This is a genomic window from Burkholderia sp. BCC1638 (assembly GCF_902833195.1).
Lineage (GTDB): Bacteria > Pseudomonadota > Gammaproteobacteria > Burkholderiales > Burkholderiaceae > Burkholderia > Burkholderia diffusa.
Map to the genome: position 1 here is coordinate 103,406 of NZ_CADFEC010000014.1, position 23,533 is coordinate 126,938.

Consider the following 23,533-nt stretch of genomic DNA (forward strand, 5'->3'; position numbering starts at 1 on the left):
GCATTCCGGCGTGAATGGAAATGGAAATTCCCCATTCCGCGTGCCGCCCAATACGATCCGACCCCGCCAGAAATCCGACGGGGGCAGATCGCCGCCGGGCGCCGTCGATTCCTGCAAACGCCCGCCTGGAAAGGCGCACCGCCGAATCCGCCGGCCCCGATCAGGGCCGTTACGGGCGCCCGCGTGCGGTCCGCCAATCACGAAAAATCCTCCGTGCCAATCGAGTTGCGATTCCTTGACACTCCGTTCTAAATGTGAGTGCCAATCCGCTTCGTCATTTGATAAGATGGCTTCCATCATTCGCTTGGAAACCTGCGCGCGACATGCGCGAACGCCGGTTCGCATTGGTTGGAAACAAGTACGGAACGAGGGCCGCTGGCACAGTCATCACGACTGCCCCGCCGGGTACGCTTGCAGCGCGCCCGGGGATCGGCGGCGGCCGGCTCGGCTCCGTCTACACTGTGCGTTTTTTCTGGATCGGGGCGTGTCCATGGATGACGAAAACGATAGCGCCGTGCTCGAAGCGCATCTCGGTACGCGTAGCCCATGCTGGCGTCTCGGCAGCGACAGCAATGCACTCGAACTGGCCGCCGTCCGCGGCCTGACCAATGTCGCGGTGGCACTGACCAGCGAGCAGGCCGCGCGGATCCGCGTGCTCACCGGCGTCACGTCGCACCTCGTGCTCGAACTCTCGCTGTTCGGCGATCCGGTCAGCCTCCATCTGGTCGGCAGGAAGGTCGATACCGCCAATTGGGCCGGCACGGCCTCCGCCTATTCCGATACCGCCTCCGTCGCGAGCGACCTCGCGCACGGGCTCGCATTCGCCGAGCAAGTCGTGTCCGAAGTGAATTCGCTCGTCGTGATCCTCGACCGCAACGGCATGGTGCAGCGCTTCAACCGTCTGTGCGAGGAAGTGACGGGCAAGCGCGAGGTCGACGTGATCGGCCGCAGCGCGTTCGAGCTGTTCATGAGCCCCGAGCAGGGCGCGCAGTCGCGCACCAACATCACCGGCTTTTTCGCGAGCAACCGTTCGTTCGCGGTCGAGCGCTACATCAACACGGTCAACGGCCCGCGCCTGTTCCAGTTCCGCAACAAGTTCGTGCAGAGCGGCAGCGGCGTCGACGAGCAGTTCCTGATCTGCTCGGGTATCGACGTCACCGAGGAGCGCAACGCGCAGCAGCGGCTCACCGAGCTCGCGAATACCGACGTGCTGACCGGCTTGCCGAACCGTCACGCAATCAGCGAGCGCATCCGTGTCGCGCTGGCCGCGGACCGCACCGACGTGCGCGGCCAGGTCGGCATCCTGTTCCTCGATCTCGACAACTTCAAGCGCGTCAACGACCACTACGGGCACATCACCGGCGACCGCCTGCTGCAGGACGTGTCCGCGGTCATCGGCGGCTGCCTGCCGTCCGGCGCGACGCTCGCGCGGCTCGGCGGCGACGAATTCCTGGTGCTGTTCGAGCACGGCACGCGGCCGCTGCTCGAGGCGACCGCGCAGATCATCCTCGAGCGGCTGCGTACGCCGATCCACCTCGGGCTGGTGGAGGTCTACACGAGCTGCTCGATCGGCATCGCGATGTATCCGCAGCATGGCGATTCGCTCGAAACGCTGATCCGCAGCGCCGACACCGCGATGTACGTCGCGAAGGAAGAGGGCAAGCATACGTACCGCGTGTTCTCGCTGGAGATGAACCAGAAGGTCGCGAAGTACATGTGGCTCGACACCAACCTGCGCAAGGCGCTCGAGGACGAGCAGTTCGTGCTGCATTACCAGCCGGTCATCGACATCGCGACCGGCGACGTGCACAGCGTCGAGGCGCTGATCCGCTGGCAGTCGCCGGATCGCGGAATTGTCGCGCCGATCGAGTTCATCCGTTTCGCGGAGGAGTCGGGGCTGATCGCGCCGCTCGGCCGCTGGGTGATGCGCACCGCGGCCGCGCAGGCCGCCGCGTGGAAAGCGAAGGGGCTCGGCGTGCGGATCGCGGTGAACGTGTCGGCGCGGCAGTTGCAGGACATGAACATCGTCGACCAGTTCGCGACGATTCTCGACGGCGCGGGGCTGAAGCCGAGCCTCGTCGACATCGAACTCACCGAAAGCAGCTTCATCGAGGACGAGGAATCGGCGCACGAGCTGATGAAGCAGTTCCGCCAGCTCGGCGCGGAGATTCACCTCGACGATTTCGGCACCGGCTATTCGTCGCTGTCGCAACTGTCGCGGCTGCCGCTCGATTCGATCAAGCTCGATCGCACCTTCATCACGGGCATCGACCGCAACCCGCGCTCGCAGGCGCTGGTGCGCTCGGTCGTGTCCCTCGCGAAGGCGCTGAGTTTCTCGGTGGTCGCCGAAGGCGTCGAGACGCACGCGGAAGCCGAATTCCTGAAGCAGATCAACGTCGATCACGCGCAAGGGTTCTACTTCGCGCGGCCGATGCCGGCCCAGGCGTTCGAGGCCTGGCTCGCGGAAACGAGAAAGCTCAGGCTGATCGCCTGAGCCCCACCGCATGACGGGCGCCGCCGGTTTCGCGGCGGCGCTTCGCTCACATCACACCGTGCGCAGCTTCGACACGCGCCGGTTCTGCAGCATCACCAGACGTTCCATGTACGCGAGATCCTTCGGCTCGATCGTGAACGCCGCGTGAACCCATTGCTCGGTGATGTCCATCAGCTCGGAACGCGTGAGATGGAACACGCGCTCGCGTGCGCGCAGCATCGCGCGGATGCCGTTCAGCTTCGGCTTCATCACGTCGATGAAGGTGCGCGTCGCGAGGTATGCGTCGCCCGCGTCGAACGTCTGGTCGACCAGCCCGCGATCCTCGTACCACTCGGCCGCATGCGGCTCGCCGGACGAGATCAGCGATTCCGCGAGCCCTCGGTCCGCCTTGCGCGCGACCAGCGAATAGCCGCCCATGCCCGGGAACAGGTTGAACGCGATCTCGGGAAAGCCGAGTTTCACGCCCTTCTGCGCGAGCATGTAGTGGTGCGCGAGGGCGGCCTCGAAGCCGCCGCCCAGCGCGCTGCCCTCGACCATCGCGATCGAGATCGCCCCGGTGCCGAAGCCGGTGTAGATCTCGAACACGCCGTCGATGCACGAGCGCGCGTAGGCCATCAGCTGGTCGCGGCGGCCGCTGCGGATCGCGTCGACGAAGAAGCTCAGGTCGCCGCCGACGTTGAACAGCTCGGGGACGAGCGAGCCCGTCACCCAGAAGTCGAACGGCAGGCCCGAGTCGCGTGCGACGCGCGCGAGATGGATGATGTCGGTGACGAGTTGCTGGTTGAAGCACGGCCGCGGCTCCGATCGCAGCATCATCCACATGACGTTGCGGCCTTCTTCGTAGAACGCGGTCAGCTGCGTGAGTTCGCCTGCTTCGTAAAACGGACGGCACGCCGGATGGGATTGGAGTTGCATGGTATGTCCTCGTGAGATGTGGTTTTCAAGAACCGCCGCGGCCGGCGTCGTGGAAACCTGCCCCCGGACGGCGCCGGCCGCGAGGCACCGCCATTGTTGCGCGCGCATAGAAGCCGAATTGCGCGGAAAAGCGCATGAACGGGACGCGAGCGGGCAGCGCGTTCGGCGCGAACCGGGCTAAGCATGCGAACGATGCGAATGACACGATCGAGGTGATCGCTCGGCGGGAGGACGGCGATGGGGAAGGCGGGGAAGGGGCCCGCGTCCGGGTGTGCGGAGGCGGTGAGGGCGGTCGGTGCGTATGCGGCCCGTGGGGCGGCGCGACATGCCGGTCGCTTACGCGTTGAAAGCGGCGCGGTGCCGTCGGTCGCGTCTCATGGAATGTGCGGACTGGTGCGGCGGCCGGGCGTCGGCTAGCTTTAGAGGATGACGCCGCTGCGCCGGGCCTTCCGGGAGGGGACCATGACCGCATTCCAGAAGATGTGGCAGCTCGTGATCGGAAAGCCGCTGGACCCGCTCGATCCGCGCACGCGCCATGCGATCGCCGTGACGCCGTTGCTGGCCTGGGTCGGGCTCGGCGCAGACGGGTTGTCGTCGTCGTGCTACGGCCCGGAAGAGGCGTTCCTCGCGCTCGCGCACCACACGCCGCTCGCGCTGTTTCTTGCGCTCGCGACCGCGGCGACCGTGTTCATCATCGCGCTCGGCTACAACCAGGTGATCGAGCTGTTCCCGACCGGCGGCGGCGGCTATCGCGTCGCGACGTCGCTGCTCGGGTCGAAGCCGGGGCTCGTCTCGGGTGCCGCGCTGCTGGTCGACTACGTGCTGACCGTCGCGACGTCGCTCGCGAGCGGCGTCGACGCGTTCTTCAGCCTGCTGCCGGTCAGTGCGCAGGTGTTCAAGCTCACGACCGAGATCGTGCTGATCCTGCTGATGACGGGGCTCAATTTCCGCGGGATGCGCGAATCGATCATGGTACTGCTGCCGATCTTCATCGGCTTCGTTGTCCTGCATTTCGGGCTGATCGTGTATGGCATCGCCGTGCATGGCAGCAACCTCGCGACGATCGTGCCCGATGCGGTGCACGAGGCGCACGGGATGTCGCAGTCGCTCGGCGTGTTCGTGATGCTCGCGTTGCTGATGCGTGCGTTCTCGCTCGGCGGCGGTACCTATACGGGCCTCGAGGCCGTGTCGAACAACGTGAACATGCTCGCCGATCCGCGCGTGCCGAACGGCAAGGTGACGATGTGGTACATGTCGACGTCGCTCGCGTTCACGGCCGGCGGCATCATCCTGCTGTACATGCTGTGGCACGCGCGGCCCGTCGAAGGCGAGACGCTCAACGCGGTCGTGTTCGGCAGCGTGATCGACCATCTCGGGCTCGGCTCGGCGTTCGCGCGGCATGCGCTGCTCGCGGCCGTGCTCGCGTTCGAGGCCGGGCTGCTGATGGTCGGCGCGCAGACGGGCTTTCTCGACGGCCCGGCCGTGCTGTCGAACATGGCGTCGGATTCCTGGGTGCCGCGCCATTTCCGCGACCTGTCGACGCGCCTCGTGCGGCAGAACGGCATCATCGTGGTCGGATTGTCGAGTCTGCTGATCCTGCTGTGGACGCACGGCAGCGTCGACGTGCTCGTCGTGCTGTACAGCATCAACGTGTTCCTCACGTTCAGCATGTCGCTGCTCGGGCTATGCACGTATTGGTGGCGCCATCGCAGCGAGCGCGGCTGGTTCAAGCATTTCTTCCTGTCCGCGCTCGGGTTGACCGTGACGGCGACCGTGCTCGTCATTACGCTGGTCGAGAAGTTCACGGCCGGCGGTTGGCTCACGGTGCTCGTGACGAGCGCGGTGATCGCGCTGTGCTTCATGATCAACCGCCACTACGCGTACACGCGCGCGCAGCTCGCGAAGGAGGACGCGCTGTTCTCGGGGGCGCCGCCGGAAGTCGACGAAGCTACCGCGCCCGGCAAGCCCGATCCATCGCAACCGACGGCCGTGCTGCTGGTCGGCAAGCATCGCGGCGCGAGCATGCACGCGCTGCTGTGGGTCAACCGGCTGTTTCCCGGGCATTTCCGCAACGTGATCTTCCTCGCGGTCGGTGAGGTCGATGCGAAGGCGTACGACGGGCACGAACATCTCGAACGGCTGCGTCACTCGATCACCGAAGCGCTCGAATACTACGTCGCGCACTGTCGCCGCAACGGCATCGCCGCCGACTACCGGATCGCGTTCGGCACGAATCCCGTCGTGGAATTCATGAACCTCGCGTCGTCGACGCTCGACGACTATCCGAACGCCGTGTGCTTCGCGAGCAAGCTGATCTTCCGGCGCGTGAATTTCCTGACCGCGTGGTTGCACAACCAGACGCCGGTCGAGTTGCAGGCGCGCCTGCATGTCGAGGGCAAGCAGATGGTGCTGCTGCCGATGAACGTCGGGTAGCGGCGGCGCGTAAAGTGCGTGCGCGACTGCCGGCGGCAGCCGTCAGGGTTGATGATGCCGATGCGGGCGGTTGGGCCGCCGCAGCGGCGGATGATGGAATTTGGCCCTCAGCCGGTCGCGCCCCGGACGCTTGACGAAGAACAGCACGGCGAGCGCGACGAACGCCAGCAGCACGACGACTTCCACGATCCCGGTTTCCATGGTGCCTCCTCGTCGCGAGCGGGCGATCCATCGCCGTCGTTCGGCGATCGAGCGGATGCCGGCGGCCGCACGCGATGACGCTTCTATGTCTCATTGTAGGTCGGCGCGCACCGGCTTGACGCGTGCGGATGCGGCGCCCACACTGGCCGACACGAGCGGGGCGCGGTCGCGCGTGTGCGCTGCGCGACCGTGCTGTCCGTGAACCGCGACGAGGTGCGATGTGGTGCGCTTTTCTGCCGGCCTGGCCGGCTGGATGCTGGCATGCGCCGCCGCGTTCGGCGCGTCGAACGCCGTCGGCGCGACGCCGGGCGCGGGGCCAACCGTGGACGGAGCGAACGACGTGGCCGATGAAGCACCCGTCACGCTCGTCAGCGATGTCCACGAATTCGTGATCCAGCACGACGGTTCGCTCGACGAGCACGACGATTCGACATTGCGCGCGAACAACGCGAACGGCATCGACGCGGTCGCGCAGCGCTACGTGTGGTTCGACAAGAACCTGGAGAAGGTCGACCTGCTCGCGGCCGAGACGATCGATCGCGACGGCGTCGCGCATCCGGTCGGCCCCGATGGCATCCGCGACGTCCAGGAGCCGCGTTCGGCCGGCGCGCCGACGTTCCAGGACGGGTTGCTGCGCACCGTCGTGTTTCCGGGCGTCGAGACCGGCTCGGGCACGCGCATCGCGTTCCGCAAGTCGCGCACGAGGCCGGTCAACGCGGGTTACTTCGGCTACTACGTCGAGCCGTCGCGCGAGCCGGTGGAGCACCAGCGGCTGATCTTCGACGTGCCGGCCGACATGACGCTGCACGCGGACGCGCGCGGCTACGTCGCGCTGCCGCCGGTAACTGCGAACGGCCGCACGCGCTACGAATTCGACTACCGGCACGGCCCGTACGAGCGCATCGAGAGCGGCGCGGTCGGTTACCCGACCTACGGCGACCGGCTCGTGGTGTCCACGCTGCCCGACTATGCGGCGTTCGCCGCGCGCTACCGCAACGCGGCCGTCGACCCGGGTGCGAACGATCCGGCCGTCGTGCAGCTCGCACGCGCGCTCACCGCCGACGCCGCCGATCCGCACGACAAGGCGCGCATCCTGTACGACTGGGTGCAGGCGAACGTGCGCTACGTCGCGCTCTTTCTCGGCGAGACGGCCGCCGCGCCGCATCGCGTGACCGACATCCTGCGCAACCGCTACGGCGACTGCAAGGACCACGTCGCGCTGTTCGGCGCGTTGCTCGCGGCGGTCGGCATCCGCAGCGAGCCGGTGCTGATCAATCTCGGCTCCGTGTACACGCTGCCGTCGGTGCCCGGTTACGGCGGCGGCGCGATCAATCACGCGATCACGTGGCTGCCCGATCTCGGCCTCTACGCCGACACCACGACGGCCGGCATTGCGTTCGGCTACCTGCCGCCGATCGTGATGGATCGGCCGGCTTTGCTCGTCGATACCGGCGTGCTGTCGCGCACGCCCGCCACGCAGCCGAAGCGTCGCACCGCGCGCGTGGCGATCGATGCCGCGCAACCGGGCGCCTCGGGGTTTCACGCGCTCGTCGAGGACGACGGCTGGACCGCCGAGCTCGAACGCACGCTGTTTCGCCGCGCGGCGCCCGACCGGATCCGGCAGTTCGCGAACGAACGCCTGCGGCAAAGCGGGCTGCGCGGTCACGCGCGGATCACGACGAGCGATCGCCGCGCGACCGGCGGCCCGTTCGACGTGACGTATGCCGGCACGCTCGATCACGTCGTGTGGCCCGACGGCACGACCGCCGTGCCCGTGCTGTCGAGCCTCACGGGCGGCATCGCGACACAGGTCGAAGGCTGGCTGGCCGAACCCGCGCGCACGCAGCCGTGGACGTGCATCGGCGGCAGTTTCGAGGAGACCGGTCAGATCACGCTGCCGGCCGACGTCGCGGTGACCGACCTGCCGACCGATGCGGCCGTGCACGACCGCTTCGTCGACTTCGCGTCGCATTACGTATTCGATGCGGCCACGCGGGTCGTGCAGGTCACGCGGCGGATGAAGGCCGAATTCGGCCGCCAGGTCTGCACGCCCGACGAGTTCACGGCGCTGCGCGCGTCGCTCGAACGCATCGAACGCGACACGCAGGCGCAGATCGTCGTGCGGGCGAAAGGGCATTGAGCGGGGAGGGGAAGTGAGCGCGTCGCCGCCATCGGCCGACGCACGGGAGGAACATCATGACGGAACGGGAACACGAGATCGCCGACCTGGCGAAGGAATTGCTGGGCCGGATCGTGCAGGGCGCGATGACGAACGGCGAGCCGGTGGATGCGCAACAGTGCGCGGCACTGGCCGTGGAGTGCGCGACGGCGCTGGTGGACAAGCTCGACGCGCACAGCGATTGAGCGCAAGCGTCCCGGGCGACGGTGGATCGAGCGATGCCGGCATGACTCGGCAGGCGTTCGCTTGGCCGCGCGCCGCACGCGAAGCGTTACACGTCACACGTCGGCGTGCGTGTCGCCTTCGGCACGCACCGCACCCGGCGGCCTACCGACCACGCGCTTGAACGCGCGGCTGAACGCCGCGAGCGACCCGTAGCCGAGCCGGTATGCCACCGCTTCGATCGTCTCGCCCTCGCGTGCGATCCACTGCGCGGCGAGCCGCATCCGCAGCTCGGTCAGGTAACGCACCGGCGTCATCCCGGTGGCCGCGAGAAAGCGCTCGGCGAATACCGAGCGCGACACGCCCGCTTCGGCGGCAAGTTCCGCGACGCTCCAGTTGCGCCCCGGATCGCGATGCAGCGCGACGATCGCACGGCCGAGCTTCGGCTCGCGCAGCGCCTGCACCCAGCCCGTCGCGTCGCCGCATCCGCATTCGACCCAGCCGCGCACGATGAACGCGGCGACCACGTCCGCGAGCCGCGCGAGGATGCCCGCGAAGCCCGCGCGCTCGGAGCACGATTCGCGTTCCATCGCGTCGAGCATCGGACGGATTTCCGGGTAGCGCGCGAGCAGCGTGCCGACGTGCATGAATTCCGGCATCGTCCCGACGAGCGGCTGCATGCCGCCGAGATCGAGCTCCATGCACGCGCTGAAGATCAGCGCGTCGCCGGCGGCCGGCTCCGTCGCGGCGCACGACGTCGCGCCCACCGACGCGACCGTGTCGCAGATCTTCGCGACCTCGAACCCGCCGATCTCGCGGCACGGCGCATCCGGATCGGACACCAGCGCGTGCGTGCGGCCGTGCGGCAGCAGGATCGCGTCGCCCGCCTCGAGCCGCATCGTCGTGCCGTCCGCGTCGCGCAGCAGCACGGGCCCGCGCCCGACGAAATGGAACTGCGCGCGGCCCGGCGCATGGCCGAAACTCAGCCCGAACGGCCGCGGCACCTGGATGCGGCGATACTGCACGCCGCTCAGGCGCATCCCCAGCAGCAGTTCGCTGACGAGGTCGTGCACGTCGGGGACGGGAGGAAGCAGGGGCTCGGACATCGCGAAATTCGGACGATCGATCAACAAGAACGGATTGTATGTCATAGACCGTCCTGCCGCCGTTCCTTACGATACGTCGTCATCAGTATTTTCCCTATACGACTCGGAACGACGCATGAATCCAGGAATCTCCTCTGCCGCCACCACGGCGGCCCCCCGCGAGCCGGCCTGGGGCGCCGTCTTCGCGATGACGCTGGGCGTGTTCGGTCTCGTCACCGCCGAATTCCTGCCCGCGAGCCTGCTTACGCCGATGGCCGACAGCCTCGGCGTGACCGAAGGCGTGGCCGGCCAGGCCGTCACGGCCACCGCGACGGTGGCACTCGTCACGAGCCTGCTGATCTCGGCGCTGACGCGCACGATCGACCGCCGGCGCGTGCTCCTCGTGTTCTCGATGCTGCTCGTCGCGTCCAATCTCGCGGTCGCGTTCGCGCCCAACCTGACGACGCTGCTGATCGGCCGCGTCGTGCTCGGCGTCGCGCTCGGCGGCTTCTGGACGATGGCGACCGCCACCGCGATGCGGCTCGTGCCGACCGCGATGGTGCCGCGCGCGCTGTCGATCATCTTCAGCGGCGTGGCGGTCGCGACGATCGCGTCCGCGCCGATGGGCAGTTATTTCGGGCACCTGATCGGCTGGCGCAACGTGTTCCTGATCGCGGCCGGCCTCGGCGGTCTCGCATTCGCGTCGCAGGTGATGACGCTGCCGTCGATGCCGCCGAGCGGCACGACGCGGCTACGCACGCTCGTCGACGTGCTGCGCCGGCCGACCGTCGGCCTGGGGATGTTCGCGACGATCCTCGTGTTCACCGGGCATTTCGCGTTCTTCACGTATCTGCGGCCGTTCCTCGAACAGGTTGCCGGTGTCGGCGTGAACGGGCTGTCGGCGATCCTGCTCGGCTACGGGATCGCGAACTTCGTCGGCACGTCGCTCGCGGGCCGCGTGCTCGAGCATCGACTGCGGCCGATGCTGATCGGGATGCCCGCGCTGATGGTCGTGCTCGGCGTCGCGCTCGTCGCGCTCGGCCGCGCACCGATGATCGACGCGGTGCTCGTCGCGTTGTGGGGGATGGCGTTCGGCGGCGTGCCGGTCGCATGGTCGACGTGGGTCACGCGCACCGTGCCCGATGAGGCCGAGAGCGCGGGCGGGCTGATCGTCGCTGCGATTCAGCTCGCGATCGCGACGGGCGCGGCGGCTGGCGGCGTCGTGTTCGACGCGAACGGCGCGGGCGGCGTGTTCCTGGGCGCGGCCGCGGTGCTGGCCGTGGCGGTCGCGACGATCGTGACCGGCGTGCCGAAGCGGGTGGGCGTGGCGCCGGTGCTGGCCGAGTGAGGTGCATGCGGGCCGATCGACGCGAGCGTGGATCGGCCTGCCGTTCGGACCGTCGAGAAGCCGGCGTGTCAGGATGAAGTGATCGGCGCGGGCACGCTGCTTGTTGCGGCGCGCCCGCTGTTTGCTTCATGCGACGTTCAGCGGCCGATCAGCCGTCCTGCCTGACCACCGCCGCAAGTGCCTTCATCGCCTGCAGGTAAGGGTACGGCCCGTGGCTGATGCGCGAGACGCCGTATGACGCGAGTTCGGCCAGCGTCGGCGTTTGCGCGACGCGCATGATGTTCACGGGCAGCGGCGACGCGGCCGTCAGCGCACGAATCAGCGCCGGCGACTGCAGCCCCGGCACGAACAGGCCGTCGGCGCCGGCCTCCGCGTACGCATGCGCGCGCGTCAGCACGTCGTCGAGCAAACGCTCGTCGTGCGTGTCGGCCGCGGCCTTGAAGAACACGTCGGTGCGCGCGTTGATGAAGTAGCCGATCTCCGCGCGGTCGGCCGCCTGCCGCGCCGCCGCGAGACGCGCCGCCGCAGCGTCGACGGTGCGCAGCTCGCCCGTCGCCGGAAAACTGTCCTCGAGATTGCAGCCGATCGCGCCGGCCTCGATGCTGCGCGCGATCGTGTCCGCGACATCCTCCAGCCGCTCGCCATACCCGCTTTCGAGATCGACGGTGACGGGCAGGTCGGTCGCCTGCGCGATCCGCGCGAGCACTTCCATCACGAGCGCTTTCGGCATCTGCTCGCCGTCGACGAAACCGTTGGCCGCCGCGACCGACCAGCTGCCCGTCGCCAGCGCGACGCCGCCCGCGTCGGCCACCGTGCGCGCGCTGCCGGCGTCCCACACGTTGAACAACGCGAGCGGCTGGCCCGCGCGATGAAGCGAACGGAAATACGCGGCTTTCTCCTTGTTATTGCGGCTCATGCTCGTTCCTCCGGTTGAAATTCCGATCGGTGTTCGTATCGAACGATACGGCGACCGTGTCGAGCGCCGCGAGGAAATCGCGTGCATCGAAGAGTTCGCCGAGGCTGCGCACGCCGCCCGACGTCAACGCGTTGCCGCTCAGCAAGCGGACCGTCGCCTCGACGATGATCGGTGCGCTGACCGCATAGATGTCGCGTCCCGCCGCGGTCGCGCGATGCGTGCTGCCGTTCTGCACGACGACCACGTCCATCGCGAATTGCTGCGCCGAGCGGCCGCGCGTATCGACCGGCCGCGGCGGCGGCGTGCCGGCATCGCGCACGTCGCGCAGCGCGCGCGTCGCGAGCCAGGATTCGATCGTATCGATGCGCAGATGACGCGCGAGTGTCATCACTTCCGAAAACGGCAGCAGCGTGACGTCGACGTCGCCGAGCGGCGACGGGAACGGCCACCTGCGTTCACGTGGCGTCGACGGCACCGCGGTCGGCTTGCCGTCCTTCCGGATCAGCCGGATCGCATGATTGCGCTCGCCGGTCACGCGCGTGCCGCGCGTCGGATGCCAGCTGTCGAGGCCGGTCGCGACGTCGACGCGCTCGATCGGCTCGCGTGGCTCGACGATCGCCGTGACGAGCAGGTCGGCCAGGCCGCCGTAGAACGCGGCGGCCGGCACGAGCGTCACGCCGGCGATGCGTGCGCGGGCGTCGCGCTGGTCGGTCAGCGCCTGGACCGACGGCTGCTCGGCCGTCAGGTCGAGATACGGGATGCCTGCCCGCAACGCCGCATCGGCGAGCGGTAGCGCGGTATCGAGGTACGGGCCCGCGCAGTTGATCACCGCATGCGCGCCGCGCAATGCGGCGTCGAGCGCGGCCGGATCATCGACCGAGGCGACGCGCCACGGCGGCGCGTCGGGTCCGCCTTGCGCGAGGCGCGCGGCATCGCGCCCGATGCGGATCGCGCCGAGGCCGCGCCGTTCCAGCTCGGCCACGACGAACCGCCCCGTGTGACCCGTGGCGCCATACACTGCAACCGTCATTCGATCGTCCATGATCAGCTCCGATACAGATCGGTCTGTTTTATAGTACAGACCTGTAGCGCAGTCAACTTCCGGGTGCTATCATCGAACGCACTTTCGCGGGACAGGCGGCCTCGGCGGCCGGGCTTGGATGAAAAAGGGAACGGACACGAACGGGAGCGCGCCCGATACGCGCGAACGCATTTTGCAAACGGCGAGCACGCTGTTCTACCAGGAAGGGACGCGGGCGGTCGGCGTGGACCTGATCGTCGCGCGGGCGGGCGTCGCGAAGACGAGCCTGTATCGGCACTTCGCGACGAAAGACGACCTGATCGAGGCGTTCCTGCTGCGCGAGGATGCGGATTTCTGGGCGCACTGGGACGCGGTGGCCGCGCAATACCGGCGCACGCCGCGCGAGGAGCTGGATGCGCAGCTGCAGTGGATCGGCGAGCGCATCGAGCGCCCCGGTTATCGCGGCTGTCCGCAGATCAACATCGCCGCCGAGTATGCGGACGGCAATCATCCGGCCCGCAAGGTCGCCGTCGCGCACAAGCAGGAACTGCGGCGCCGGCTGACGGAGCTGGCCAGCGCGATGCGGATCGACGAACCGGAAACCTACGCGCTGCGGCTCGCGACCGTCATCGACGGCGCGCTCAGCAGCGGGCAGGCGCTGCACGCGCACGGGCCCGTGCGCTTCCTGCAGGAGTTCGCGCAACTACTGATGCCGAAGAAGGCGCGGAAGTGACGCGCATGGCGCGCCGCGTCAGCCGCGCGTAGCCGGATCCTCCGACAGCGCGCGCAACTGCCCGCGCAGCACATCGACTTCACCCGCCGCGAACGGCCGTTCGATCTCGGCGTGCGTCTGCTGCCACAGCGGGAACGCTTCGGCCAGCAATCGATGGCCGGCCGGCGTGAGTTGGAGCAGGCGGCTGCGCTTGTCGTCCGGATCCTGCGTGATCGTGAGCAGCCCGCGCCGCTCGAGCGGCTTGAGCGCGGCGGTCAGCGTGGTGCGGTCCATCGCGAGCAATGACGCGACCGATTTCATCGCGGCCGGCTGCGGCCGGTTCAGCGACATCAACAGCGAAAACTGGCCGTTGGTGAGATCCAGCGGACGCAGTACATCGTCGAAGATGCGCGCGAGATTGCGCGCCGCGCGCTGCATGTGCAGGCACAGGCAGCAATCGCGCACCATCAGCGTCGTTTCAAAAGGGAGTATTTCTTTGCGTGCCATGTTGCAATTGTGTTGATATCAACCTATTGTGTCAAGGGCGAGGAGCGGCAGCCCGTCGTTCCCGCCATCGGACGGAGGAAGCATGGGTGCGCAACAGCAGTTGTATCTCGCGGTATTCCTCGGCAGCAAGGAGAGCCCGGCCATGAAGGCGTGGATGGCGTTGCCGGAGGACGAGCGGCGCACGCGGGAGCGTGAAGGGATCGCCGCGTGGCACGCGTGGGTCGAGCGGCATCGCGACGCGATCGTCGAGCTCGGCGGGCCGCTCGGCAAGACCAAGACCATCGCCAAGGGCGGCGTGACGGACACTGCCAATGCGATGAGCGGCTTCACCGTCGTACGCGCCGCATCGCACGACGCGGCCGCCGCGCTGTTCGAAGGTCATCCGCATTTCACGCTGTTTCCGGGCGAAGCGATCGACGTGATGCCGGTGCTCGCGGTGCCGGGCGTGTGAGCGGCGGCAGGCGCTGCGCGCGCGGTCGTCGCGGCCGATGGGCCGTCGCCTGCGTGCGGCGATCTTTCCCGACATTATCGATGGAGACATTGCGATGAAGCTTTACGGATTCGCAGGCACGCGCTCGCAACGCGCGCTCTGGGGGCTCAAGGAACTGGACGCTGATTTCGAGTTCGTGTCGGTCAACCTGCTCGAGGGCGAGCACAAGCGGCCCGAATTCCTGCGCCTCAATCCGGCCGGCAAGGTGCCCGTGCTCGTGGACGGCGACCTCGTCATTCCCGAGTCGGCCGCGATCGTGCTGTATCTCGCTGACAAGTACCCGGAGAAAGCGCTGTTGCCCGTCGATCTGGCGCTGCGCGCGCAGGCGTATCGGTGGGTGATGTTCGCGGTGACGGAGCTTGAACAGCCGCTGTGGCGGATTACACGCCATTCGTTCATCTATCCGCCGGAAAAGCGCTCGCCGGCCGATATCGAGCTGGCTCGCGAGGATTTCGCGACGATGGCCGCGATCCTCGAAAAGCATCTCGAAGGGCGCGAATTCATCGTCGGCGACTCGTTGACGGTGGCCGATTGCGTGACGGTCTACCTGATCGACTGGGCGAGCGAATGCCACCTGATCGAACCGTTCCCGCAATTGCGCGCGTATCTCGAGCGGCTTTATGCGCGGCCCAAGGCGCCGCAACGGATCGCGGACGCGCGCAAGGCGGCGTGAAGCGGTGGTCGATCGTGCCGATGGCGGCGATCGACCTCGATCGCGCGGCATTGCGGGCTAGCGGTTATGACGCTTCGACGGGGCCGCCGAGCGCACGACACAGCGCCGACAAGTCGCGAACGGTCAGATGCGGGGACGGAGCACGATGCGCGGCGTGCTCCGCTTCCGGCCCTTCGTGACGCACCACCCAGGCCGCTTGAAGCCCGGCATTCAACGCGCCGACGACATCGAGGTGAAAGTCGTCGCCGACGTGGAGCAACTCCGCCGCAGGCACGCCGAGCTTCGCGGCGGCCGCATGGAAGATTTCCGGCTCGGGTTTCGCGAATCCGAACGCGCGCGCGCTGAGCGTGTCGCGGAAGAACTCGCCGCCGCCGGTCAGCTGAAGGTCCGCATTGCCGTTCGTCACCGCGATCAGCGGAAATCGCGCGCTCAACCACGCGAGCGCCGGCAACGCATCGTCGAAGAACTCGACCCGGTTTCGCGCCGAATAGAACACGTCGTATGCGCGGTCGGTCAGCGTGACGTCTTCGTTCGCGCGTTCGAGCGCAAGCCGGATCGATCCGATGCGCAGCGCACGGAAGTCGCTGACGAGGTCCGGCCGCGAGCGTTCGTATTCGTTGCGCAGCTGGCCCAGTGCCTGCGACGTGGGCACGACGTTCGCGGTATCGGGCGCGTGCGCGATCAGCCACGCATGCAGCGATGCCTCGGCCCGTTCGACGGAAGGTCCGAACGGCCACAGCGTGTCGTCGAGATCGAACGAGATGGCGGAAATTCTGGATAGACGCATGACGATGGAAGATACCACGCAGGTGCCGTTCACCACGGCCACGGGATCGAACGTCCCGCGCCGTTTTCGACGGCCTGCCGGTACAGGAAACGCGCAACGGTCAGGTCCTGCAGCGCGAGTCCCGTCATGTCGAACACGGTGATCTCGCCCGGCGATCGATCAACGGACACGGTGCCGGTAAGCACGTCGCCGATTTCAGCGCGCGGCAGATCGGGCGCCCATTGACATTCGCCGATGCTACCCGCCTGCTCGTGATCGTCCACGAAAATGCGCGCGCGCGCCAATACGCCTTCGGGAAGTTCGCGCTTGCCCGCTGTGTCCGCGCCGACGCAGGTCAGGTGGGTGCCGGGCTGAACCGCGTCCGCGTCGAACAGCGGGCCGCCGCCCGGCGTGGCCGTGATGACCACGTCGCTAGCGGCCACGGCATCGTTCCAGTCCTGTGTGATTTGGATGTCGCAGCGCTTGCGGAATGCCGACTCGAACACCGCGTCCGGTTCGCCGCTGACGTTCACATACAGCACCGAGCACCGTTGCGGCAGCAGTCTGAGCGCGTAGTCGAGCTGCACGCGTGCCTGCACGCCGGTGCCGAACACGCAGATGCGCGTACTGTCGCGGCGGGCCAGCGCCTGCAGGCCGAGGCCGCCGGCCGCGCCGGTCCGGGCGGTGGTGATCGCATTGCCGTCCATGATGCAGAGCGGACGGCCGGTGGCCGGATCGACCAGCGCGATCGTCGCCTGATGCGGCTCGCCGCCCCGGTTTCGATTGCCGGGCCAGAACCCGGCTGCCTTGAAGCCGAGCAGATCCTGGCTCGCGACGTCGCCGGACTTGATGCCGAATACGCCACCGGTATGCAGCCGTTCGCGCACGACCGGGAACACGCGCCCGGCACGTCGACTGTGCAGCACGAAGGCTTCGTGCACCGCCGTCATTACCGGTTCGGGTTGGAGGGCCGGTTCGACGGCATCCCGGTCGAGAAGAAGGAGGTGGGCGTCTGTCGGCATGGTGGCGCAGTCTGTCGGATGCGTCGCGGATCGCGGTTTTTAAATTGTGTCTAGATTTAGACAAATAGTCAATTTCGCTCGGGCAAGGGTGCGGCGGCAGGTTTCACCGCTAGAAATCTGCCGCCGCACCGGTCATGGCCTTGAGGCGTCCTACCACCCGTAGAAGCGTGGCCAGGCCTGCACGGCGCCGTCGCTGCCCAGCGCGAGATATTCAGGATGTTGCGCACCGGTCGCGCATGCATGGTTCGGCAGGATCCGCAAACGGGTGCCGATCGGAAACCGCTTCGCAATCGCGGTGTCGGCCATCCCCGCGCGCGACACGATGCCGTGCTCCTGATTGGCCGCGCTCATCACGTAGTCGCCGAGCACTTCACCGTCTTCGGTACACACCTGCCCGTAGCCGAAATCCCGCGCCTGCCGCTGCGTGCCGCGATCGCGGCTCATCGCCATCCAGCCCGCATCGACGATGGCCCAGCCTTTTTCTTCCTGGTGTCCGATCACGGTGGTCAGCACCGACAGGGCGATGTCGGACAGCGCGCACACGCCGACGTTGTGCATCACGAGGTCGAACAGCACGTACACGCCCGCGCGGACTTCCGTCACGCCGTCGAGACGCTCCGCGGACAACGCGGTCGGCGTCGAACCGATGCTCACGACCGGGCAGGGCAACCCGGCGGCCCTGAGGCGTTCCGCGGCGTGCACGGTCCGGCTACGCTCCTGTTCGGCGAGCGCGACCAGCGCGTCGCGGGTGTCGTAGTCGTAGCTGGAGCCGGCATGCGCGAGCACGCCGCCGAGCGTCATTCCGCCGTCGACCAGCGCGCGGCCGACGTCGATCAGCAGGTCGTCGTCGGGTGCAATCCCCGAGCGGTGACCGTCGACGTCGACTTCGATCCAGACTTCGAAGCGCTCGCCGTGCTCGCGCCCGAATTCGGCGATGGCGCGCGCGGTCTGCAGGCTGTCGGTGACGATCTTCAGGTCGCAACCCTGCCGGCGCAGCGCGAGCGCGTGGCCGAGCCTGGCGGGAATCATCCCGACCGCATAGACGATGTCGCGTACCCCGACCGCGAAGAACTGTTCGGCCTCCTTGAGCGTCGACACCGTGATGCCCTGCGCACCGGCAGCGATCTGCGCGTCGACGACATGCCGGCATTTGGTGGTCTTCACGTGCGGCCGGAACCTGACGCCGAGCGCGTTCAGATGCGCCTGCATGCGGGTGATGTTATGACGCATGCGACCGACGTCGATCAATGCGGCGGGGGTGTTCGGAAGCGGGATGCCCATGATGCGTTGCCTCGGTGGTTTGCCGACAGCGAACACTGTAGGGTGTTGGGCAAGCAGTGTGTTTAACGTGAGCCAAATCGATCATTAAGTTCGATTTAATCTCGGGAAGCCGCTCATGCCTTGCCGCGCCACGGCGGCGGATCGAGAAATTGCGTCGCGACTTGGAGGAAGACCCGTTGCCGCGCGGAGCGGCCGGTGCGCGACGGCAGTAGCGCGGTCACGGGCGCGGGCGGCAGATGCCAGTCCGGCAGCAGCCTGACCAGCTTGCCGCTGGCCAGCAGCGGCGCGACGTCCCACTCGGAGCGTTCCACGATCCCGAGCCCGGCCAGTGCCCAGTCGGTGACGACGGTGCCGTCGTTCGACGAAAGCGCACCCGTGACGCGAATCACCGTCAATCGCCGGGATTCGCCCTTGCCATCGCCGGTTTGCGAGAAGCGCCAGCGCGGAACGTCCTCGTCGTTTTCGCGCAGGCACAGGCAGTCGTAGCGGGCGAGGTCGGACGGATGGTTCAGTTCCTTGATGCGCCGCGCGTAACCGGGGCTCGCGCACAGGAAGCGCTCGTTGGGCGCGAGCGGATAGCCGATCCACGATGACGACTTCAGGCCCCCGACATGGATGACCACGTCGGCCCCCGACGCGCTGGTCAGCGGACTCTCCGACAGGTGCAGCGAAATTTCGAGCTTCGGATGCGCGCGTTGCACGTCACGCACGATCCGCGCGACGTACTTGCGTCCGAAGCCGAACGGCGCGACGACGCGCAGCGTGCCCTGCACGTCGCCGTGATCGCCGGAGATATTGACCGGCAGCGCCTCGACGCGCTCGAGAATCCCGACCGCCTCCTGGTACAGCCGCTGACCCTCGTCGGTCAACGCGATCCCTTTCGGCTGCCGCACGGCGAGCCGGACGTTCAGTCGTGCCTCCATCCGCTGCAGGCGGATCGTGACCGCGGGCGGGGTGAGGTCGAGCAGGCGCGCGGCGGATGCCAACGAGCGCGACGCGCCGATCGCGCGAACGAGCCGAAGATCGTCAAGGTCGAGCATTGCATGTCTCTTGATGCTGATGTTGTCGAGCATTAAACATCACATCGGATGAAGAAAGGAGCGTTACACCGCATCAGTCCACATGCGGGTTCACGCTTTTCACGTCTCGAGCCCGAAAATCAGCGATCGATGCGCGCCCACGCCGGCCGCGACGCCGGACGCCGACGCGAACGTCGCGTTCGTCATCAGGCTCGACGCATCGCCGGCCGCGAACACCCCGGGAATGCTCGTCTGCTTCCACGGATCGACGCGAATCGCCGTACCCAGCGGGCCGTCGTCGAACGCACAGCCGAGCTGGTGTGCGAGATCGCTCGCCATCTCCGTGCGCGCGCCGATGAACAGCGCATCGATCGGCACGACCTGCCCGTCGGCGAGCCGCAGCGCGTCGATTCGCGGCGCTTCGCCGAGGATCTCGACGACCGGCGACCGTTCGATACGCACGCCACGCGCGGCGAGCAATGCGGCTTCCTCTTCGTTCGCTTCGACGACGCCTTGCGTGAACCACGTCGTCGGTCCCCAGTCGGGAATCAGGATCGCCTGATGCACGGAAAGCGGATGCGTCGCCAGCACGCCGAGTTGCCGGCCCGACACCTCGTAGCCATGGCAATACGGACAATGCAGCACGCTGACGCCCCAGCGTTGCGCGAGCCCCGGCAGCGCGGGCAATTCGTCGCGGATGCCGGTCGCGAGGATCAGCCGTTCCGCGCTTGCGCGGCTGCCGTCCGCGAGCGTCACGTGAAAGCAGCCGTTCGCATCGCGCCCGGCGGTGCGCGCCTCGCCGGCGATCCGCTGCACGGTCGGATAAGCCGCGAGTTGCGCGGCGGCTTCCGCGACGATCTGCGCAGGCGGCTTGCCGTCCTGCCCGAAAAATCCGTGCGCATGGTCGGCGAAACGATTACGCGGCCGCCCGGCATCGATCACGAGCACGCGGCGGCGCGCGCGTGCGAGCTGCATCGCGGCCGACAGCCCGGCAAAGCTGCCGCCGATCACGATCACCTCATGATGGCTCTGCATGTGTTCACTCCTTTCCTGAATCCGTATCAAGCGATGAACGCGCTCCGATGGTGGTCAAGTCATGAAACGCGAGAAGTTGCATGATAGGTCGGTGATATCATTCACGCAACTTCAGAAGTTTCGAGAGTGGGAGCCAACCGTCCATGAGAACCGATAGCCGTTTGTCGCGCATGCTGCATGCGCTGATCCACATGGACCAGGCCGACGGCCCGCTGACGTCGGAGGCGATCGCGGCGATGCTGTGCACGAATCCGGTCGTCGTGCGGCGTTTGCTCGGCGGGCTGCGCGACTGCGGCTACGTGCAGTCGGAGAAAGGGCACGGCGGCGGCTGGGCGCTCAGCGTCGCGCTCGACGACATCACGCTGCTCGACGTCTATCGGGCGGTGGGCGAGCCGCCGGTGTTTTCCGATCTGGTCGCCGAGGATGCACCCGAATGCCTGGTCGAACAGGCGGTCAACGCGCATCTGTCGGCCACGCTGAAGGAGGCCGAAGCGGTGCTGCTCGCGCGCTTCGGCGAGGTCACCCTCGGCATGCTGTCGCGCGATTTCGAGGCGAAGGCGGCGCGCCGCCGCAAGCCGCGCTGACGCGCCGCAACATCGCGACCGTCATCCGATAGCCGGTAGTCCGACGCAATCCGGCGCCGCGCGAAATCCGCGCGCCGCCGTGTTCTGTCCCCCAACTTCTGCCCGGTTCGCCCGCCACAGGGCAAAATACGGGTTTTCCGCACCCGAGAGGGCGCGCCCGAATCACGCGCCGGGCGGCGGCAGTGCGCAATCGCACGCCGCCGCCCGGCGCCCAGGCAAGATGCTCGCCGTGTCGCGAGCCCACAGGAGTCCAGACCCCATGCCCGAATCCAACCTGTCCTTCTTCGGCCGGCTGTCGCTGGCCGTCGGCACGTTCTTTTCCGTGATCGGCAACCGCGAGTTCGCGGCCGGCGTGCTGCGCGTGCGCGACGGCGCGCCGGCACCGGTCGCCCCGGCGCCGGTTGCGCCGGCCCCCGCCGCGGCTCCGGCGCCCGTGCCCGCGAAGGCCCCGGCCCCCGAGCTGCGCGAAGCGAGCCCGCAAGCCGCGCTGCAACTGCTCGGCCTGCTGCAGCGCGATGCACGCTTCATCGACTTCGTCGAGGAAGACATCGCCGGCTATGCGGACGCCGACATCGGCGCCGCCGCACGCCTCGTGCACGACGGCTGCCGCGCCGCGCTGCGCGAGCATTTCACGATCGTGCCGGTGCGCGATGAAGCCGAAGGCAGCCGCGTGACGCTGCCGGCCGGCTTCGACGCGACGGCCGTGCGCGTGACGGGCAACGTCGTCGGCTCGGCGCCGTTCACGGGTACGGTCAGCCATCGCGGCTGGCGCGTGGCCGACGTGCGCCTGCCGAAGCTGACGGGCAGCCATGACGCATCGGTGGTCGCACCGGCGGAGGTGGAACTGTGAGCGATCCGCGCTATTCGATCGGTATCGACCTCGGGACGACCCATTGCGCGCTGTCGTACGTCGACAGCGCCGCGAGCGACGGCGAAAAGATCACGCAGCAGGTGCTGCCGATCGCGCAGCTGACCGCGCCGGGCGCGCTGGAGTCGCGCGACTTGCTGCCGTCGTTCCTCTATCTTCCGCATGAAAGCGAGCTGACGCAGGGCGACCTGACGCTGCCGTGGACGGCCTCGCGCGGCTTCGCGGTCGGCGAAATGGCGCGCACCCGCGGCGCGGGCACGCCGATCCGCCTCGTGTCGAGCGCGAAAAGCTGGCTGTGCCACCCGGGCGTCGATCGCCGCGCGGCGATCCTGCCGAGCGATGCGCCGCCCGAAGTGTCGCGCGTGTCGCCGCTGGAAAGCTCGATCCGCTACCTGACGCACCTGCGCGAAGCGTGGGACCACGCGCATCCCGACGCGCCCTTCGCCGACCAGGACGTGACGGTCACGATCCCCGCGTCGTTCGACCCGGCCGCGCGCGAACTGACGGCGGAAGCCGCGCGTGCCGCCGGCTATTCGCGGATGACGCTGCTCGAGGAGCCGCAGGCGGCGCTCTACAGCTGGATCCAGAAGAGCGAAGGCGGCTGGCGCAAGCAGGTGCAGGTCGGCGACCTGATCCTGTGCGTGGACGTCGGCGGCGGCACCACCGACCTGTCGCTGATCGCGGTGGTCGAGCGCGAAGGCAACCTGGAACTGCATCGCGTGGCGGTCGGCGAGCACATCCTGCTCGGCGGCGACAACATGGACCTCGCGCTCGCGCACGTGGTCGCGCGCAAGCTCGCGCAGCAGGGCACGCAGGCCGATCCGTGGCAGCTGCGCGCGCTGACCTACGCGTGCCGCGCCGCGAAGGAAACCCTGCTGTCCGACCCGACGACCGACGCGGTGCCGCTCGTCGTGCCGAGCCGCGGCTCGAAGCTGATCGGCGGCTCGATCCGCACGGAGCTGACGCGCGCGGAACTCACGCAGACGATCCTCGAAGGCTTCTTCCCGCAAGTCGATGCGGCGGCGCGTCCGGTGAGCCGCGCGCGCGTCGGCCTGACGCAACTCGGCCTGCCGTATGCGCAGGACGCGGGCATCACGCGCCATCTCGCGGCGTTCCTCGGCCGCCAGGTCGCGGCGCTCGACGCGCTCGACGGCGTGCAGCGCACGCTGCCGCAAGGCGCGACCTTCCTGCATCCGACCGCGGTGCTGTTCAACGGCGGCGTGTTCAAGTCGACGCTGCTCACGCAGCGCGTGCTCGACACGCTCAACAGCTGGCTGGCCGCCGAAGGCGCGCCGTCCGCGCGCCTGCTCGAAGGCGCGGATCTCGATCTGGCGGTCGCGCGCGGCGCGGCTTATTACGGTTACGTGAAGCGCGGCCGTGGCGTGCGTATTCGCGGCGGCACGGCGCGTGCGTATTACGTCGCGATCGAATCGGCGATGCCTGCCGTGCCGGGGCTGGAGCCGCCGGTGCAGGCGCTGTGCGTCGCGCCGTTCGGGATGGAGGAAGGCTCGGATGCGGCGCTGCCGCCGCAGGAGTTCGGCCTCGTCGTCGGCGAGCCGGTGCAGTTCCGCTTCTTCGGATCGTCGGTGCGCCGTCAGGACCAGGTCGGCACGCTGCTCGACTACTGGTCGCCTGAAGAGCTGCAGGAGCTCGAGGAAATCCAGGCGACGCTGCCTGCCGAAGGGCGCACGGTCGGCGAGGTCGTGCCGGTGAAGCTGCACGCGCGCGTGACCGAAGCCGGCACGCTCGAACTCGAGGCGATCCCGAGCGGCACGAACGAGCGCTGGAAGGTCGAGTTCGACGTGCGCGGCGCCGCCTGAGC

22 protein-coding genes are annotated in these 23,533 nt (G+C 68.1%); 11 read left to right on the plus strand and 11 right to left on the minus strand.

The annotated features are described in order from the left end of the window. Positions 1-490 precede the first annotated feature (490 nt). The gene (pdeR, locus tag HWX22_RS18240) at positions 491-2,494 is read left to right on the plus strand and encodes a cyclic di-GMP phosphodiesterase (RefSeq protein WP_059818601.1); all 2,004 of its coding nucleotides are present in this window, start codon (positions 491-493) and stop codon (positions 2,492-2,494) included. A 51-nt stretch (positions 2,495-2,545) separates the two neighbouring features. On the opposite strand, the gene HWX22_RS18245 is transcribed toward pdeR, so the two are convergent. Continuing rightward, positions 2,546-3,409: a crotonase/enoyl-CoA hydratase family protein gene (locus tag HWX22_RS18245; RefSeq protein WP_059532133.1), complete on the minus strand. Its 864-nt coding sequence runs from the start codon at positions 3,407-3,409 to the stop codon at positions 2,546-2,548. A 462-nt stretch (positions 3,410-3,871) separates the two neighbouring features. On the opposite strand from HWX22_RS18245, the gene HWX22_RS18250 reads away from it, so the two are divergent. Next, positions 3,872-5,842, plus strand: coding sequence for an APC family permease (locus HWX22_RS18250; RefSeq protein ID WP_175916167.1), 1,971 nt, complete (start codon positions 3,872-3,874; stop codon positions 5,840-5,842). A gap of 42 nt (positions 5,843-5,884) precedes the next feature. Here HWX22_RS18250 and HWX22_RS18255 read toward each other — a convergent pair whose 3' ends face one another. After that, entirely contained in the window at positions 5,885-6,043 is a 159-nt protein-coding gene (locus HWX22_RS18255) for a hypothetical protein (protein WP_175916168.1), read from the minus strand. A gap of 220 nt (positions 6,044-6,263) precedes the next feature. Between HWX22_RS18255 and HWX22_RS18260 the strand changes: the two genes are divergently transcribed. Beyond that, positions 6,264-8,183 (plus strand): DUF3857 and transglutaminase domain-containing protein, encoded by a 1,920-nt coding sequence (locus tag HWX22_RS18260; protein WP_175916169.1) that lies wholly within the window; start codon positions 6,264-6,266, stop codon positions 8,181-8,183. Between the two features lie 56 nt (positions 8,184-8,239). Continuing rightward, positions 8,240-8,407: a hypothetical protein gene (locus tag HWX22_RS18265; protein WP_175906761.1), complete on the plus strand. Its 168-nt coding sequence runs from the start codon at positions 8,240-8,242 to the stop codon at positions 8,405-8,407. Positions 8,408-8,500: 93 nt separating this feature from the next. On the opposite strand, the gene HWX22_RS18270 is transcribed toward HWX22_RS18265, so the two are convergent. Then, positions 8,501-9,535, minus strand: a complete 1,035-nt coding sequence (locus HWX22_RS18270; RefSeq protein ID WP_059690345.1) for an AraC family transcriptional regulator — start codon at positions 9,533-9,535, stop codon at positions 8,501-8,503. A 70-nt stretch (positions 9,536-9,605) separates the two neighbouring features. Between HWX22_RS18270 and HWX22_RS18275 the strand changes: the two genes are divergently transcribed. Next, entirely contained in the window at positions 9,606-10,817 is a 1,212-nt protein-coding gene (locus HWX22_RS18275; protein ID WP_059818604.1) for an MFS transporter, read from the plus strand. 148 nt (positions 10,818-10,965) lie between these two features. Here the strand turns inward: HWX22_RS18275 and HWX22_RS18280 are convergent, their stop codons facing one another. Together HWX22_RS18280 and HWX22_RS18285 are read right to left on the minus strand one after the other, a co-directional pair. Next, positions 10,966-11,733: an isocitrate lyase/phosphoenolpyruvate mutase family protein gene (locus HWX22_RS18280; RefSeq protein WP_175916170.1), complete on the minus strand. Its 768-nt coding sequence runs from the start codon at positions 11,731-11,733 to the stop codon at positions 10,966-10,968. Continuing rightward, on the minus strand, positions 11,720-12,775 hold the full coding sequence (locus tag HWX22_RS18285; RefSeq protein WP_175916171.1) for a saccharopine dehydrogenase NADP-binding domain-containing protein: 1,056 nt from the start codon (positions 12,773-12,775) through the stop codon (positions 11,720-11,722). Before HWX22_RS18285 ends, HWX22_RS18280 begins: the two co-directional genes overlap by 14 nt. 118 nt (positions 12,776-12,893) lie before the next feature. On the opposite strand from HWX22_RS18285, the gene HWX22_RS18290 reads away from it, so the two are divergent. Then, the gene (locus HWX22_RS18290) at positions 12,894-13,487 is read left to right on the plus strand and encodes a TetR/AcrR family transcriptional regulator (RefSeq protein ID WP_175916172.1); all 594 of its coding nucleotides are present in this window, start codon (positions 12,894-12,896) and stop codon (positions 13,485-13,487) included. An 18-nt stretch (positions 13,488-13,505) separates the two neighbouring features. Here the strand turns inward: HWX22_RS18290 and HWX22_RS18295 are convergent, their stop codons facing one another. Continuing rightward, entirely contained in the window at positions 13,506-13,973 is a 468-nt protein-coding gene (locus HWX22_RS18295; protein ID WP_175916173.1) for a MarR family transcriptional regulator, read from the minus strand. Between the two features lie 82 nt (positions 13,974-14,055). Here HWX22_RS18295 and HWX22_RS18300 point away from each other — a divergent pair, with 82 nt between their 5' ends. Further along, entirely contained in the window at positions 14,056-14,424 is a 369-nt protein-coding gene (locus HWX22_RS18300) for a YciI family protein (protein ID WP_175916174.1), read from the plus strand. A gap of 94 nt (positions 14,425-14,518) precedes the next feature. Further along, the gene (locus HWX22_RS18305) at positions 14,519-15,136 is read left to right on the plus strand and encodes a glutathione S-transferase family protein (RefSeq protein WP_059690341.1); all 618 of its coding nucleotides are present in this window, start codon (positions 14,519-14,521) and stop codon (positions 15,134-15,136) included. Between the two features lie 64 nt (positions 15,137-15,200). Here the strand turns inward: HWX22_RS18305 and HWX22_RS18310 are convergent, their stop codons facing one another. The 5 genes from HWX22_RS18310 to HWX22_RS18330 form a co-directional block, all read right to left on the minus strand. Next, on the minus strand, positions 15,201-15,923 hold the full coding sequence (locus HWX22_RS18310; protein WP_175906747.1) for an HAD-IA family hydrolase: 723 nt from the start codon (positions 15,921-15,923) through the stop codon (positions 15,201-15,203). 29 nt (positions 15,924-15,952) lie between these two features. Further along, entirely contained in the window at positions 15,953-16,924 is a 972-nt protein-coding gene (locus HWX22_RS18315; protein ID WP_175916175.1) for an ornithine cyclodeaminase family protein, read from the minus strand. Positions 16,925-17,074: 150 nt separating this feature from the next. Continuing rightward, complete coding sequence (locus HWX22_RS18320) at positions 17,075-18,205, minus strand: DSD1 family PLP-dependent enzyme (protein ID WP_059818610.1); 1,131 nt, start codon at positions 18,203-18,205, stop codon at positions 17,075-17,077. Between the two features lie 113 nt (positions 18,206-18,318). Beyond that, positions 18,319-19,278 carry a LysR family transcriptional regulator gene (locus HWX22_RS18325; protein WP_175916176.1) on the minus strand — a complete coding sequence of 320 codons (960 nt, stop codon included), beginning with the start codon at positions 19,276-19,278 and terminating at the stop codon, positions 18,319-18,321. Positions 19,279-19,344: 66 nt separating this feature from the next. Next, on the minus strand, positions 19,345-20,259 hold the full coding sequence (locus HWX22_RS18330) for an NAD(P)/FAD-dependent oxidoreductase (RefSeq protein ID WP_059818612.1): 915 nt from the start codon (positions 20,257-20,259) through the stop codon (positions 19,345-19,347). Positions 20,260-20,402: 143 nt separating this feature from the next. On the opposite strand from HWX22_RS18330, the gene HWX22_RS18335 reads away from it, so the two are divergent. The 3 genes from HWX22_RS18335 to HWX22_RS18345 all read left to right on the plus strand — a co-directional run bounded on the left by HWX22_RS18335 (position 20,403) and on the right by HWX22_RS18345 (position 23,531). Continuing rightward, entirely contained in the window at positions 20,403-20,843 is a 441-nt protein-coding gene (locus tag HWX22_RS18335) for an Rrf2 family transcriptional regulator (protein WP_059601208.1), read from the plus strand. 259 nt (positions 20,844-21,102) lie between these two features. After that, the gene (locus tag HWX22_RS18340) at positions 21,103-21,693 is read left to right on the plus strand and encodes a DUF2760 domain-containing protein (protein ID WP_175906741.1); all 591 of its coding nucleotides are present in this window, start codon (positions 21,103-21,105) and stop codon (positions 21,691-21,693) included. After that, positions 21,690-23,531, plus strand: coding sequence for an Hsp70 family protein (locus tag HWX22_RS18345; RefSeq protein ID WP_175906740.1), 1,842 nt, complete (start codon positions 21,690-21,692; stop codon positions 23,529-23,531). Before HWX22_RS18340 ends, HWX22_RS18345 begins: the two co-directional genes overlap by 4 nt. Positions 23,532-23,533: the final 2 nt, after the last annotated feature.

Excerpts from the sequence above, each read along its gene's own strand:
- HWX22_RS18330 (WP_059818612.1), bottom strand. The coding sequence starts at position 20,259 with ATGCAGAGCCATCATGAGGTGATCGTGATCGGCGGCAGCTTTGCCGGG.
- HWX22_RS18315 (WP_175916175.1), bottom strand. The coding sequence starts at position 16,924 with ATGCCGACAGACGCCCACCTCCTTCTTCTCGACCGGGATGCCGTCGAA.
- HWX22_RS18245 (WP_059532133.1), bottom strand. The coding sequence starts at position 3,409 with ATGCAACTCCAATCCCATCCGGCGTGCCGTCCGTTTTACGAAGCAGGC.
- HWX22_RS18310 (WP_175906747.1), bottom strand. The coding sequence starts at position 15,923 with ATGCGTCTATCCAGAATTTCCGCCATCTCGTTCGATCTCGACGACACG.
- HWX22_RS18255 (WP_175916168.1), bottom strand. The coding sequence starts at position 6,043 with ATGGAAACCGGGATCGTGGAAGTCGTCGTGCTGCTGGCGTTCGTCGCG.
- HWX22_RS18335 (WP_059601208.1), top strand. The coding sequence starts at position 20,403 with ATGAGAACCGATAGCCGTTTGTCGCGCATGCTGCATGCGCTGATCCAC.
- HWX22_RS18305 (WP_059690341.1), top strand. The coding sequence starts at position 14,519 with ATGAAGCTTTACGGATTCGCAGGCACGCGCTCGCAACGCGCGCTCTGG.
- HWX22_RS18300 (WP_175916174.1), top strand. The coding sequence starts at position 14,056 with ATGGGTGCGCAACAGCAGTTGTATCTCGCGGTATTCCTCGGCAGCAAG.
- HWX22_RS18320 (WP_059818610.1), bottom strand. The coding sequence starts at position 18,205 with ATGGGCATCCCGCTTCCGAACACCCCCGCCGCATTGATCGACGTCGGT.
- pdeR (WP_059818601.1), top strand. The coding sequence starts at position 491 with ATGGATGACGAAAACGATAGCGCCGTGCTCGAAGCGCATCTCGGTACG.
- HWX22_RS18285 (WP_175916171.1), bottom strand. The coding sequence starts at position 12,775 with ATGGACGATCGAATGACGGTTGCAGTGTATGGCGCCACGGGTCACACG.
- HWX22_RS18270 (WP_059690345.1), bottom strand. The coding sequence starts at position 9,535 with ATGACATACAATCCGTTCTTGTTGATCGATCGTCCGAATTTCGCGATG.
- HWX22_RS18290 (WP_175916172.1), top strand. The coding sequence starts at position 12,894 with ATGAAAAAGGGAACGGACACGAACGGGAGCGCGCCCGATACGCGCGAA.
- HWX22_RS18295 (WP_175916173.1), bottom strand. The coding sequence starts at position 13,973 with ATGGCACGCAAAGAAATACTCCCTTTTGAAACGACGCTGATGGTGCGC.
- HWX22_RS18280 (WP_175916170.1), bottom strand. The coding sequence starts at position 11,733 with ATGAGCCGCAATAACAAGGAGAAAGCCGCGTATTTCCGTTCGCTTCAT.
- HWX22_RS18275 (WP_059818604.1), top strand. The coding sequence starts at position 9,606 with ATGAATCCAGGAATCTCCTCTGCCGCCACCACGGCGGCCCCCCGCGAG.
- HWX22_RS18340 (WP_175906741.1), top strand. The coding sequence starts at position 21,103 with ATGCCCGAATCCAACCTGTCCTTCTTCGGCCGGCTGTCGCTGGCCGTC.
- HWX22_RS18250 (WP_175916167.1), top strand. The coding sequence starts at position 3,872 with ATGACCGCATTCCAGAAGATGTGGCAGCTCGTGATCGGAAAGCCGCTG.
- HWX22_RS18265 (WP_175906761.1), top strand. The coding sequence starts at position 8,240 with ATGACGGAACGGGAACACGAGATCGCCGACCTGGCGAAGGAATTGCTG.
- HWX22_RS18325 (WP_175916176.1), bottom strand. The coding sequence starts at position 19,278 with ATGCTCGACAACATCAGCATCAAGAGACATGCAATGCTCGACCTTGAC.